Source organism: Methanosarcina barkeri str. Wiesmoor (genome assembly GCF_000969985.1).
Classification (GTDB): domain Archaea; phylum Halobacteriota; class Methanosarcinia; order Methanosarcinales; family Methanosarcinaceae; genus Methanosarcina; species Methanosarcina barkeri_B.
This window is the reverse complement of record NZ_CP009526.1, coordinates 4,808,040-4,820,839: the sequence shown is the minus strand read 5'-3', so window position 1 is coordinate 4,820,839 and position 12,800 is coordinate 4,808,040. Positions and strand designations below refer to the sequence as shown.

Here is a 12,800-nt window from a genome sequence, read left to right as displayed (position 1 = left end):
TAAAACCCCTAAGTCTTTAGCTTCGTGGGATATAAGCGTCAACTTCACCCCTGATTTCGTATATAATATTCTGCCGCCTCTTTACTAACATTTCCGATTGTAGATGCAAAATAACCATCACTCCATAACGTATTTTTACTCCAATAATACTTTTCCAGCTACTCTTTTTGTGTTTTCCATATTCTGTTCGCAGATTCTTGTTTCAATTTTCTGACAATTGACAAAACACTGACTTTAGGCTCGCTCTTAATCAGGAAATGTATATGGTCTTTGTCTGTTTCCATTTCAAGAATTTCAAAAATCGGTTCAAGTGCTACTTTTCGGTATTTGCAAACAAAGATAATATGACACATTAACAAAAACTTGCTATGATTCCTTGTCTCGCATTTCATATTTACTAAAAAATCTATATATTGTTAAAGCGTATACTACTCTGTATGATGAAAGCGTTCAAATTTAGACTCTATCCTACAGCTACGCAGGCTGTTCAATTGAATCAGCATATAGGTAGCTGTAGATTTGTCTACAATTGGGCGTTGGATCAAAAAATTAAAACTTACGAACAAACAGGAAAATCTATTTCCAGATTTGACTTAAACAAAAAGATTTCTGTCTTGAAATCTTCTAATGAATGGTTAGGAAAAGTAAACTCACAGTCATTACAAGGAATGACTAAGCAGGTAGAATCTGCTTTCACCAGATTTTTCAGAGAAAAGAATGGATTTCCTAAGTTTAAATCAAAGAAAAATCCAATTCAATCATTTCCTATACCCCAACACTATTCTGTGAATTTTGAAAACAACACAGTTAAGCTTCCAAAAATCGAACCGATTAAAGCAGTTCTTCACCGAAAGTTTGATGGAGATCTTAAAACAGCTACAGTATCAAGGTCTTGTAAAGGGAATTACTACATTAGTGTCCTTGTTGAAGACGGAAAAGAACTTCCTACAAAACAGAAGTATTCAGAATCTACTACAGTGGGTATAGATGTCGGGATTAAGGATTTTGCTATACTTTCCACAGGAGAAAAGATTGAGAATCCTAACTACCTGAAAAACTCTTTGAAAAGGTTAAAGGTTCTTCAAAAAAAAGTATCAAGGAAACAGAAAGGTTCAAAGAACAGAGCAAAAGCCAAAAAGAGGTTTGCTGTACTCCATGAGAAAATAAGCAATCAGAGACATGATTTCCAGAACAAACTCTCTTTTAAACTTATAAGCGAAAACCAAGCTATAGTTCTGGAAACTCTGAACGTTAAAGGAATGGTTAAGAATCACCACTTATCACAGGCTATAAGTGATTCTGCATGGAGTATCTTTGTTACAAAATTAGAATACAAAGCGGCATTGTTCGGAAAAACCATCCTGAGAATTGGACAGTTTGAGCCATCTTCTAAGCTTTGTAATGTCTGCGGATATAATAATTCAGATTTGACATTAAAAGATAGAGAATGGACTTGTCCAGACTGTAAAACAAAACATGATAGAGACATAAATGCCGCTATCAATATCAAGAAATTCGCTCTCATAGATCAAAATCTAATTGGGTTGTAACACCTACGGAACGTGGGGAAGAGCCTGGGGAACTTGCCCTCAATGGAGGGAGGAATGAACCAGGAAGCCACTAAGTCTTTAGATGAGTGGTAGTTCTCATTATTTGAGATTCAGAGGATAAATTATGACCAACCGCGAACTTGTGCAACAAAAGAAAGACACTCTTATCCAGATGACAGATGGATTTGCAGACAGCTACCTTGACGAAGACTATAAAATGCTGTGTCGAAAATTAATCAATAAAATGAGTCGGAAAAGGCAGGTACCTTTTCTTTCCGGAAGGCTGGATATTTGGGCTGCTGCGGTGGTTTATGCGCTTGGGCAGATCAATTTTCTTTTTGACAGAAGTTCTGAGCCCTATGTAAGTGCTACTGATCTCTGTGATTATTTTGGGACAAGCCAGAGCACAACTTCTCAGAAAGCAAAGAAAATCCGCGATATGTTCAAAATAAGACATTTTAATGATGAGTTCTCCACAGAAAGGGTGCAAAATGAGAATCCTTTTAATGACTTCGTAATGGTCAATGGACTCATTGTCCCTGTTTCTACTTTTATGAAAATGTTGGAGAACAGAGAGGTAAAGTTGCGGAAAGAACTTGAACTGGAAGACGAAGATCTTGAAACTGAAGAAAAATGAGCTCAGATCCCATTTCCAATTTCGTCAACTATACTGAGAATCTTCATTTTTTTTGTCTATTCTTTAAGGTATCAGTTTTGCACTCTGGATTAATTATCAAATAAACTTCAACTAACCTTCTTCTCGCTATAGTTTGTTATAATCTGTTATAATAAACTATAAGTAAATCTCTCTGTATAAAGTAAAACATGGCTGAGACAACAACCATTCAAGTGAAACAGAGCACTAAAGAAGCTCTTGAAAAAATGAAGATCTATAAGCGGGAAACTTACAACGAGGTACTTGAGCGGTTACTGGAAGAAGTCCAGGAACTAAATGAGGAAACAAAAAAAGAAATCGAACTTGCTCGAAAAGCTGTTGAGGAAGGCAGGTACATAACACATGAAGATTTAAAAAAAGAGCTGGGTTTCTAAGAAACTGATACTGAGAGCGAGATTTTGATGCATTACCAAATCATCTGGTCTGAACCTGCGGTCAATCAGCTCAGAAAGCTCGATCGGCAGCTGGCAAAGCGTATTTTTCGTAAGGTCTCTGAGCTGAAGGAGGATCCATTTCGCTATGTAACAAAACTGGTCGGGTCTCCAAATTACCGGTTGAGGGTCGGTGACTATAGAGTGATCTTGGAGATTCAGGGCAGTTGCTTGAAAATACTCGTGCTTAAAATTGGGCACCGACGGGATATCTACAAATAAAATCTGTTTTTCTCCTTTACTTTTACTTCTTTACTTTTACTTCTTTACTTTTACTTCTTTACTTTTACTTCTCTACTTTTACTTCTCTACTTTTACTTCTCTACTTTTACTTCTCTACTTTTACTTCTCTACTTTTACTTCTCTACTTTTACTTCTTCACTTTGAATTTTTAGCTCAAATCAATTCCAATACTTATAATACTTGATACTTTCTTACATAACAGGTATGCAGGACATTATTTTTACTGATGGAGGCAGCCTTCCCACGCCTGAGGGTATTACGAGGGAATGGATAGAGAATGCGGCTGAAAACCGGGACGAAGATGATAAACTTTTTTCCATTGTAAGGGAGGCTTTCCAGAGGAAAATCGATGTGGGACTGAATGTCCCCACTTATCCTCAGTTCAGGGACATGATAGGACAGTTTCTGGACATTATCAAAGACGAAAAAAACTGTTATGAACCTTATGTACTGAAAGAGGAAAATGCAAAAATCCTCGAGCTGGAGATAATTGACGAGGTTGCAAAACATTACAGGGAAGAAACAGGAGAAACGCTTGAAGTCAGGGTTTGTATTTCAGGCCCAACAGACCTCTACCTCCAGGCCTTTGGGGCAACGGGTTATGCGGACGCTTATCATATCCTAGCACTGGACATTGAAGATTTCATAAAACAGGCATTTGTAGCTGCGAAAAATTTCAAAATAAAGATTATAGCTCTGGATGAGCCAAGCCTTGGGATAAATGACAGAATCAAGTTTTCTGACGCCGACATCGTCTCTGCTCTCACCGTCGCTTCCACTTACGCCCGGAAACAGGGAGTTGATATGGGAATTCACCTTCATTCCCCGTTAAAGTACAAACTTATCTGCGAGACCCCTATTAATGTTATCGGTTTTGAATATGCGGCAACTCCTTCTTATCTGAACCTCCTGGATAAAAAAGTGCTTGAGGATTCAGACACCTATATCCGGCTCGGAGTCTCAAGAACCGATATTTCCAGTCTTATAGGCATTGTCAATGAAACGTATGGGGTTAATGTCTGGAAGGAAAAGGAGTATATGCAAAAAATCGTTACTGATCTGGAAACTCCGGCAGTCGTAAAAAAGAGGCTTGAAACGGCTTATTCTGCCCTTGGAGACCGGATAAAATATGCAAGTCCGGATTGCGGGCTGGCTTTCTGGCCGGATCAGGAGCTTGCCTTCAAACTTCTTGAGAATACCGCAAAAGGCATTAACGAATTTAATGAAGAGAAGAAAAAACAGGAAGAGTAAATCTTTCAAATATTCGAACAATCGAATAAAAGAATAATATTTTACGTTTCCTCAAATTTTTCTATTTTTTTATATTTTTTCTGTCTTTCCAATAACACTAAATCCTTACAGGTCTACTAAGAGAATATGGAAGAAATCATCTTTGACGATATTGGGAGTTATCCCCTTCCTGACGGAGTCAGTAAGGAATGGGTCCAAAATGCCTTTAAAACGAGAACTGAAGATGAGAAACTCTTTACGGTAATCAATGATGCCTTTCAGCAAAAAGTAGATGCAGGTGTTAATGTTCCTACCTATCCTCAGTATCAGGATATGAATGAACAGTTCCTGAAGGTTATTCGGGACTCTAATTGCTGTGACAGTCCCTTTGAAGTAAAACTTGAGTGTGCCAGGATTGAGGAACTTGAGGCTATAGAGAAGGTTGCAAAAGCCTATAAGGAACAATTCGGAGAGACACTCAAGGTTCGGATCTGTGTAACTGGTCCAACTGAACTTTATCTGAAGGAGTTTGGAGGTACACGGTATACGGATATCTATTCTATTTTTGCAAAAAGCGTGAATAATTTTGTAAGAAATTCCATGAGATCTGCAAAAAATTTCAAGATTGCAACGGTTTCTATTGATGAACCAAGTATAGGGCTGAACCCTGAGCTTGCTTTTGATGAGAACGATATTATTTCTGCCCTTACCAGCGCCTCAAAAGCGGCCAGTAAGTGGGGAGCTGACGTACAGATTCACCTTCATTCTCCTCTCTACTATAATATTGCCTGTCAGGTCCCCACAATAAACGTCATAGGAGTGGAGTCCGCAGGCACACCCTCTTACCTGGAGTTGATAGACAAGAAAATTCTGGAGGACACAGATTGCTTCCTGAGGCTTGGGATTGCAAGAACTGATGTCTATACACTGGCAGGAATCATTAGTGAAAAGTACTGTACTAACGTCTGGAAAGAGCAGCAATACCTTCCAGAAATTGTTAGCGGACTTGAGACCCCGGCTACGATAACTAAAAGGCTGAAGGTTTATTACAGGCGTTTTGGCAACCTGATAAAGTATGTGGGTCCTGACTGCGGGTTGGGCTCTTGGCCTAACCAGAAAATAGCATTTATATTGCTTTCCAATATAGCTCAGGGTATAAGGGATTTCAGGGAATCTCTCTAATCCCTTAATTTTTAATTAACTTTTTTATTAAGTTTATCCCGAAAATCCATGCCTGAAAAGTCTATAACCTGAGAAATCAGGTTATGTTTCTTATTCCAGTGGAAACTCTGCTATAAGTCCAAAATTCTTAAAATTAGCCGACAGATCTCAAAATACAGTGGAATTAATGGGGTATTTTTATAATGTTTAAGATTTACATTGTTGAACTGAGAAATAAATAGCATTAAACCTTCAACTGTTTTACTTCAATTTTCAGGATTTTTAATCACTTCTCGAGTCTCCCATGCCTTCTATCGATCTCATCCATCATGTCCAGCATTTTTCGAATAGCGGTTCGGATAGCATCAGATTGACTGACAAATTTTTTGTTATCTCCCACATGCCTGTTAAGGTCATCCAGAAGTTCTTGAGGAATTTCAACACTTACTTTTGGCATTAGAGCTGCACCTATTGAGATATTTTATATGTTTGAGGTTTTATTTAGCAACTGATTTTTAGCAACTGATTTTTAGCAACTGATTTTTAGCAACTGATTTTTAGCAATTATTCTATGCGATTTTTAGCAATTAATCGTTTCCAAACATGCAACTGATATTTTAATAAGGAGCCTATTCCAAAACTAATTTTGCCTTCAAATTAGTAAAATTTCAAAATTATTTTTGTGATTAGAAAATTTACTTATTATTGTGTATCTGGGATTCAGAGAAACAATTTTAAGTTTTAGGGTCAGCTTATAATCAAATTATTGAGAGATGCCTAAAATTAGTAAAACGATACACAAAATAAGTGCAATAATATCTAAGATAAGTGAAATAATACTCAAAATCAGTAAAAAAATCTCAGAAATAGATAACGATAGCGGGCCCGAAGGGATTTGAACCCCCGGCCTATGGATTAAGAGTCCATCGCTCTGCCTGACTAAGCTACGGGCCCACGCGTTGTTATTATCATTGAATGAGCGATTCTCACAATGGAGCTTTAATTATTTATAGATTTCGGAACAATCCCTTATCCTTCTAATCTTTTTGAGATTAAATCTTAATTTTATCGAGTTTATTCAGGCTTTTTCAGGAAAACTCTTCCTCAGAAATCTTTAAATTTAATAGAAAAATATCTTATTATTCTGAATGATTTTATTTTTTTGATGAATTGTCCTTATTTATGTATCTTTGAAATTAGAAATCAGAAGTCTGACAATTAGGGATTGAACGTTTTCCAAACTTCATTATTTTCCTTTTTTCATAGATAATAAAGCAAAACGTTATATACAAGCGAATATGAGTATGACCAATTAATTGACTTATCCGAAGCTCTGTTGGGGATCAATTAATCAAATAGATTAAGTAGAAAATAGATTAAGTAGAATGTGTACTTCCTGAATTTGGGTTATCAAGTTTGGTTTGTCAAGTGCTGCTTTTACTCTTTTCTGTCGATAGAGCTTTCTTAAGCTGATTAATAGAAGTTAAAGGAATGAATGTAATGTTTAGAGATGAACGTGCTCCTGTGCCCATTGAAGAGGGCGAAACCTACGATGTAACTATTCAGGATATTGCTCGCCAGGGAGACGGCATTGCCCGTATCGAAGGTTTTGTAGTTTTTGTCCCGAATACGAGTGTTGGCGATGAAGTCCAGATTAAGATCGAAAGAGTACTTCCCAAATTTGCATTTGCAAGCATTGTCGAGTAAATGTGGGAAATAAAATAGCCACGTTAAATTCAGTAAATTAAAGGAATGATATTTTTATGTTCAGAGAAGAAAGTCGCTCAGTCCCTGTCGAAGAGGGCGAAGTTTACGATGTAACAATTCAGGACATTGCTCGTCAGGGAGACGGCATCGCTCGCATTGAGGGTTTTGTAGTCTTTGTCCCGGGCACCAAAGTTGGTGACGAGGTTCGGATTAAAGTCGAAAGAGTACTTCCCAAATTTGCATTTGCAAGCGTTGTCGAGTAAATGTGGGAAATAAAACAACCACGTTATATTAAATATATTAAAGTTATATTAAATATATTAAAGTTATATTAAAGGAATGATTTTTTATGTTCAGAGAAGAAAGTCGCTCAGTCCCTGTCGAAGAGGGCGAAGTTTACGATGTAACAATTCAGGACATTGCTCGTCAGGGAGACGGCATCGCACGTATTGAAGGTTTTGTTATCTTTGTCCCGGGCACCAAAGTTGGAGATGAAGTCCGGATTAAAGTCGAAAGGGTTCTTCCCAAATTTGCATTTGCAAGCGTTGTCGAGTAAATGCGAGAAATAAATCATATCAACTTTAATTACGTCATTAGGAATGGTTTTCATGTTCAGAGATGAGAGTAGCTCTGTTCCTGTTGAAGAAGGCGAAGTTTACGATGTAACTATCCAGGATATCGCTCGCCAGGGAGACGGCATTGCACGTATTGAAGGTTTTGTTGTCTTTGTCCCAGGCACCAAAGTTGGCGATAATGTCCGGATTAAAATCGAAAGGGTTCTTCCCAAATACGGTTTCGCCAGCCTCGTTGAATAAGCAGGATTATTTCAAACGAGAAAAAACCGAGACTGAAAAATGATATCTATATCTAATTATTCAGTCTCTTTTCCATTCACAGACATTAATTAATCTCCGGATACTTTATTACCGGAATTATTTTTCTTTAAGCTAGATTTTTCTTTAAGCTAGACTTTACTTTTATCGGTAATTTCCTTTTCAGTTTCTTTGAGCAGACTACGTTTTTCGCTGTTTTTATCAATCCTATTTTTCAGCTTACTTTGATAGGGTTCTATTTTTCGCTTATTTTTCAGCATGTCGTTTATGCTTTAATCGTTTGTTCATGGCGTCTGATAATGAACATTCGATGCTGTTAAATAATAGATATTCAATCATATTTTGGAAAATCAATTGACAAAATTTTTGTAAATGCCTTACAGAATAAGTATTTGCTTTATATCTATAACCGGGGAAAGTAGCCCGGAGTGATTTCTAATGATTCGTTTTATCAAGTACCACCCCAGGTCCAATACTTACGTCATTGAAAAACGAGCTTTTCTTGATGAAGATCTTACTCTGGATGGCAATGTAATTGTTGGGCAGGAAGTGAAGTTCTGGAAGAACCTCACAGTAACTGGCATGCTTGAACTAGGAAAAGGTTCGGTTGTTAGAGGCAATGTAAAAGCCAGAAGTGCGCTTGTCTGTTCAGAGGCAAAAATTCTAGGCAATATAGAAACGGTTTCTGAGCTTGTCCTTCTCGATAAAGCTAAAATAAATGCTGCAGTCTGCCAGGGAGATATCCGTGTCAGGCCTGGGTGCACCATCGACTCCGTAAAAGCAGACGGTACACTTGAACTTATCGGAAAAGTTCTTGTTAGGAAAGTAGAGCCGTTAACGAAAGTGATTATCCGGGCTGAAGATAATCGGGAGTTTCCAATGAACATTTAACTTTTTCTTTCTTTTCTTTCCCTTTTTTATTCTTTTTTCACTTCTTCTTTCCCTTTTTTATTCTTTTTCCCTTCGCACTGTGGCTTTATCTCTGTTTTATCAAAACCATAGTACCTTACCTGTGGAATCTTTCTTCTTCAAGAAGTCTCAGGATGCGGTCTCTTAAACGGTTAACCTCTTGACTTGTTCTGGAACGCGGGCGGGGCAGGTCCACTTTTACGATCTCTTTTATTCTTCCCGGTCTTGCGGTCATGACCAATATCCTGTCCGAGAGAACAACCGCCTCATCCACACTATGAGTTACGAAAAGGAAGGTCACATGTTTTTGTTCCCATATCTTCAGGAGTTCGTCCTGAAGGATATTTCTAGTCTGGGCATCCAGGGCCCCAAAGGGCTCATCCATAAGAAGGACTTCGGGCTCATTGGCAAGGGCTCGTGCAATGGCTGCACGCTGCTGCATGCCGCCTGAGAGTTCATATGGATAGCTATTTTTGAACTGTCCCAGGCCCACAAGGTCTATATACTTCTCCACCTGCTTTCTGGCTTCAGCCTTACTAATTCCCTGCATTTCAAGTCCAAAAGTAATGTTATCGATAACTGTTCTCCAAGGAAATAGAGAATATTGCTGAAAAACCATACCCCTTTTGGGGTCTGGGCCAGTTATAGGTACACTATTCAGTGTAATTTCTCCTGAAGTCTGAGTTTCGAGTCCAGCAGTGATACGTAGCAGAGTGGTCTTCCCACAGCCGGACGGTCCCAGAAGGCAGATAAACTCTCCATCTTCAACATCAAAGCTCACATCGTGCAAAGCCTCTGTACCTACATTATCTTCTTTTTTAGTAAAGATACGTGAAACATTTTTTACACTTACTCTGCCCATCTTATACCACAGTTCCTGATGTCCATCTCAGTAATTTTGCGTCTACATAACGCCTGAAGAAACGGTCAATTAAAAGGCCAACAAATCCGAGCAGCAACATATAAACAAGTACGAAATCCATCCTGTGCATGTAGTAATTGTGCCATATCTCATATCCGAGTCCGCTGTCGCTCCCAAACATTTCTGCAGCTACAAGGCACATCCAGCCTACACCCATAGCAATCCTGATTCCTGCAACAATTGAAGGCATAGCTGAGGGAATTGCAATATAACGTATAAGGTCCAGGTTTCGGGTACAACCAAGAACTCTTGCGGCTTCAACATAAACTTTCGGTACGTTCTTAAAGCCAGTATATGTATTGATGATAATTGGAAAAACCATTCCTGCAAATACAACAAAACCTGCGGCCTGGTGGGTAAGCCCAAACCATATGATAGCAAAGGGAATCCAGGCGATGGGGGGGATAGGACGCAGTATCTCTATTATAGGGTCGATTGCTCTGTTTATTTCCTTAAACCATCCCATGGCTATTCCAAGGGGAATTCCAATTACAAAAGCGCCAGCAATACCAATTGAAAAGTTAATCAGGCTTGTTAATGTATCTGTAAAAATTAGCCCGCTCTTTACAATTGCAGAAAAAGAGATTATCACATCATAAAAACTAGGCAGCTTAAATTTGTTCTGTACAATCACGTCTGCTGCGAGCTGCCATATTGCAATTGCAACTATGAGAGATAATGCTTCAACGCCTTTTTCTTTAATTGTTTTTATGAAGTTAACGTTCATGTCTAATTAAAAGAATTCTTACCTTTTTATCTTTCCGGCAGATCTCATTTTTCAGAAAAAATAAGGGTTCAATTGCCCTAGAAAGCCGAAGTAGTTGAACCCTTTATTTAGACTTCTATTTTTCTTCAGTTACCTCTATTTTTATTTCTCACCTGTGGCTTTCTCATAGAAACTCGTATCAAAGATTTCTTCCTTGGTCAGGGATTTCGGAATATACCCAAGTTCGTACTGAACCTTTGAGTAATTGACAGCTGAGTCTTCAATCAAGGCTGGATCTGTAATCCATTTTCCATCCCATTCCTTAAGCGAGTCTTTTACAGTGTCAAGATCCTCTGTAGTCTTATTTGCAAAAATCTGAGCGGATTCGTCCATATGTGCCTGGCTATACTCAGTTGCCTTAATATGGGTCTTTACAATCTGTTCCACAATCTCCGGGTGCTCCCTGATAAGTTTTCCACTTACGACAAGCACACAGCAGGAGTGGTTTGCTTCCATCTCTCCAGATTGCACTATGATACGCCCATTACCTTCCTTTTCTATAACTGTTGGGGAGGGGTGAGGCAGGAAGACAGCATCAACCTGTTTAGCTGAAATAGCGGTGATAGCATCTCCTGGAGTCATTCCAAGGATTTTCACATCTTTTTCTGGGTCAAGCCCATTATTCTGGAGCCAATTTCTTATCAGGGTATCCTGAATAGTTCCTGGGGGGTAAGTAGCGATTTTAAGACCTTTTAAGTCTTGAGGGCTTTCGTATTTGTACTCGTTACGAAGAACAAGACTTGAACCGTTTATCTGGACAGGCGCAACAATCTTTGCGTCAAGGCCCTGGCTGAGAGCTGTAATTACGGGGGCTGCCCCTACATAGGCAACATCCAGGTCTCCAGACAGCATTGCCTGCATTTCAGGGGCTCCTGTCGGAAACTGATATTCATTAATTTTCGTAATCCCATATGGTGCAAGGTCTGCTTCCCACCATCCTTTTTCAGCCGCAGTCATATATGCGATCTGATGGGTACTTGGCTGATAGCCGATGTTCAATTCAGTAAGATCATTGGATGCACAGCCAGATACGAAGATAGATGCGACCAACAATAAAGTAAGTATAAGTATGCCTAGTTTTTTCAAAGCGTCACCTCGATAATCATTGCAACTGGTAATTAAGCATGTTACTGATAATTATTCATGTACGGGTAATTAAGCATGTTACTGATAATTATTCATGTACGGGTAATTAAGCATGTTACTGATAATTATTCATGTACGGGTAATTAAGCATGTTACTGATAATTATTCATGTACGGGTAATTAAGCATGTTACTGATAATTATTCATGTACTGATAATAGTCCATATACTGATATGAACCATATAAAATGATAACTTTCATTACTAAATACTGTTTTTTGAAATCAAGCCTTTCTATTGAAAAATCAACAGACTTCTATCCTTTTTGTCAGCTTTCCATAAACTCTTTTGCAAGAAAGTTTATATTTCTCCAGATCAAAATCCCGGTAAAAATTAAAAGTAAATATCTAACGGTATATTAATATTTTTACACTCCCTATATATATCTTCTCAAAGTAGCCTTGATTATATCCCAAATGTATTAATAGATCTGAATATATTTCTCATTAAGGACTAAATTTCCTGTGAAATGTAGATTATTTTCCGTTGTTTAAAACTCTTTACAGGACTTAAAAGGTTGAATTTTATGAATGTTGCAGACAAAGTTATCAAATCCGCATTTGAATCCGATGAAGTTTTTCAAAAAACGCTTTCCGCTGTAATAAAAGAGGATCTTAACTTAACTGCTGTGGATTTCGCGAAAAAAGCAAACATTCCCCCGAGTACTCTTTATAAGATCCTGTCAGGGAATCGGGATCCCAACATTAAAACTCTTCGCCAGATAGTGAAAACTATTCGCGATATTAAAGAAACAGATAGTGGAGATTTTATCGCTGTAATTGCAGCTCGCTCGGTGCTTGACAATATCGTAGAAACAAAGAAAAAAATAGCTGGTAGGCTTGTCACAATCAGGGAATATTCGGCAACCTCAATGGAAGAAGCCATAATAGCAGCCGTTAACGCCGAAAGGGATGGAGCAAAAGCCCTTGTTTGTGCTCCTATAGTGAGCCCTACAGTGGAAAAGATCCTCAATATTCCAGTAACAACCATGATCCCGAAGAACAGTCTTGTAGTTGCTATCGAACTTGCGCTCAAAAAGATGCAGTAAAACTGTATAGAGTGCTAGAAATTGAATGCTAGAAATACAGTTCTAGAAATAACTTGCTAGAAATAAATACTGTATCATGTGGAACAAAAAGTTTCCTGAAATAAAAGATACTGAATATCTGCCAGCAAAACACTGAAAGACTGCTGAACTTAAATCAAGTTTGAACTGTTCTAAAAATA

16 protein-coding genes, 1 tRNA gene and 1 pseudogene are annotated in these 12,800 nt (G+C 38.2%); 12 read left to right on the top strand and 6 right to left on the bottom strand.

Translation table 11 applies throughout. The features are described 5' to 3' along the window. Window positions 1-44: 44 nt before the first annotated feature. Window positions 45-392, bottom strand: a pseudogene (tnpA, locus tag MSBRW_RS19815) (IS200/IS605 family transposase). 45 nt (window positions 393-437) lie between these two features. Between tnpA and tnpB the strand changes: the two are divergent. The 6 genes from tnpB to MSBRW_RS19785 all read left to right on the top strand — a co-directional run bounded on the left by tnpB (window position 438) and on the right by MSBRW_RS19785 (window position 5,312). Next, window positions 438-1,550 (top strand): IS200/IS605 family element RNA-guided endonuclease TnpB, encoded by a 1,113-nt coding sequence (gene tnpB, locus MSBRW_RS19810; protein ID WP_011306035.1) that lies wholly within the window; start codon window positions 438-440, stop codon window positions 1,548-1,550. Window positions 1,551-1,674: 124 nt separating this feature from the next. Beyond that, the gene (locus tag MSBRW_RS19805) at window positions 1,675-2,187 is read left to right on the top strand and encodes a DUF6398 domain-containing protein (RefSeq protein WP_011306036.1); all 513 of its coding nucleotides are present in this window, start codon (window positions 1,675-1,677) and stop codon (window positions 2,185-2,187) included. Window positions 2,188-2,375: 188 nt separating this feature from the next. Beyond that, a complete protein-coding gene (locus MSBRW_RS19800) occupies window positions 2,376-2,600 on the top strand; it encodes a DUF7557 family protein (protein WP_011306037.1) in 225 nt (74 codons plus the stop codon). Between the two features lie 27 nt (window positions 2,601-2,627). Further along, the gene (locus MSBRW_RS19795; RefSeq protein WP_011306038.1) at window positions 2,628-2,879 is read left to right on the top strand and encodes a type II toxin-antitoxin system RelE family toxin; all 252 of its coding nucleotides are present in this window, start codon (window positions 2,628-2,630) and stop codon (window positions 2,877-2,879) included. A gap of 225 nt (window positions 2,880-3,104) precedes the next feature. Beyond that, window positions 3,105-4,151: a methionine synthase gene (locus MSBRW_RS19790; RefSeq protein ID WP_011306039.1), complete on the top strand. Its 1,047-nt coding sequence runs from the start codon at window positions 3,105-3,107 to the stop codon at window positions 4,149-4,151. Between the two features lie 126 nt (window positions 4,152-4,277). Continuing rightward, on the top strand, window positions 4,278-5,312 hold the full coding sequence (locus tag MSBRW_RS19785) for a methionine synthase (RefSeq protein ID WP_011306040.1): 1,035 nt from the start codon (window positions 4,278-4,280) through the stop codon (window positions 5,310-5,312). Window positions 5,313-5,577: 265 nt separating this feature from the next. On the opposite strand, the gene MSBRW_RS19780 is transcribed toward MSBRW_RS19785, so the two are convergent. Then, window positions 5,578-5,748, bottom strand: a complete 171-nt coding sequence (locus MSBRW_RS19780; protein WP_011306041.1) for a ribbon-helix-helix domain-containing protein — start codon at window positions 5,746-5,748, stop codon at window positions 5,578-5,580. A 423-nt stretch (window positions 5,749-6,171) separates the two neighbouring features. Then, window positions 6,172-6,245 (bottom strand) — tRNA-Lys (locus MSBRW_RS19775). Between the two features lie 546 nt (window positions 6,246-6,791). On the opposite strand from MSBRW_RS19775, the gene MSBRW_RS19770 reads away from it, so the two are divergent. The 5 genes from MSBRW_RS19770 to MSBRW_RS19750 all read left to right on the top strand — a co-directional run bounded on the left by MSBRW_RS19770 (window position 6,792) and on the right by MSBRW_RS19750 (window position 8,722). Beyond that, complete coding sequence (locus MSBRW_RS19770) at window positions 6,792-6,998, top strand: TRAM domain-containing protein (RefSeq protein WP_011306042.1); 207 nt, start codon at window positions 6,792-6,794, stop codon at window positions 6,996-6,998. Window positions 6,999-7,054: 56 nt separating this feature from the next. Further along, window positions 7,055-7,261 carry a TRAM domain-containing protein gene (locus tag MSBRW_RS19765; protein WP_011306043.1) on the top strand — a complete coding sequence of 69 codons (207 nt, stop codon included), beginning with the start codon at window positions 7,055-7,057 and terminating at the stop codon, window positions 7,259-7,261. 86 nt (window positions 7,262-7,347) lie between these two features. After that, entirely contained in the window at window positions 7,348-7,554 is a 207-nt protein-coding gene (locus MSBRW_RS19760) for a TRAM domain-containing protein (protein WP_011033303.1), read from the top strand. Window positions 7,555-7,606: 52 nt separating this feature from the next. Then, entirely contained in the window at window positions 7,607-7,813 is a 207-nt protein-coding gene (locus MSBRW_RS19755) for a TRAM domain-containing protein (protein WP_011306044.1), read from the top strand. Between the two features lie 456 nt (window positions 7,814-8,269). Beyond that, window positions 8,270-8,722, top strand: a complete 453-nt coding sequence (locus MSBRW_RS19750; protein ID WP_011306045.1) for a bactofilin family protein — start codon at window positions 8,270-8,272, stop codon at window positions 8,720-8,722. 115 nt (window positions 8,723-8,837) lie between these two features. Here the strand turns inward: MSBRW_RS19750 and MSBRW_RS19745 are convergent, their stop codons facing one another. From MSBRW_RS19745 to MSBRW_RS19735, 3 genes are all read right to left on the bottom strand, one after another. Next, window positions 8,838-9,602: an ABC transporter ATP-binding protein gene (locus tag MSBRW_RS19745; protein WP_011306046.1), complete on the bottom strand. Its 765-nt coding sequence runs from the start codon at window positions 9,600-9,602 to the stop codon at window positions 8,838-8,840. Between the two features lies 1 nt (window position 9,603). Continuing rightward, entirely contained in the window at window positions 9,604-10,389 is a 786-nt protein-coding gene (locus tag MSBRW_RS19740; protein WP_011306047.1) for an ABC transporter permease, read from the bottom strand. Window positions 10,390-10,530: 141 nt separating this feature from the next. Then, complete coding sequence (locus MSBRW_RS19735) at window positions 10,531-11,514, bottom strand: ABC transporter substrate-binding protein (protein WP_011306048.1); 984 nt, start codon at window positions 11,512-11,514, stop codon at window positions 10,531-10,533. A 585-nt stretch (window positions 11,515-12,099) separates the two neighbouring features. Between MSBRW_RS19735 and MSBRW_RS19730 the strand changes: the two genes are divergently transcribed. After that, window positions 12,100-12,621 carry a helix-turn-helix domain-containing protein gene (locus tag MSBRW_RS19730; protein WP_011306049.1) on the top strand — a complete coding sequence of 174 codons (522 nt, stop codon included), beginning with the start codon at window positions 12,100-12,102 and terminating at the stop codon, window positions 12,619-12,621. The last annotated feature ends 179 nt before the right edge of the window (window positions 12,622-12,800 follow it).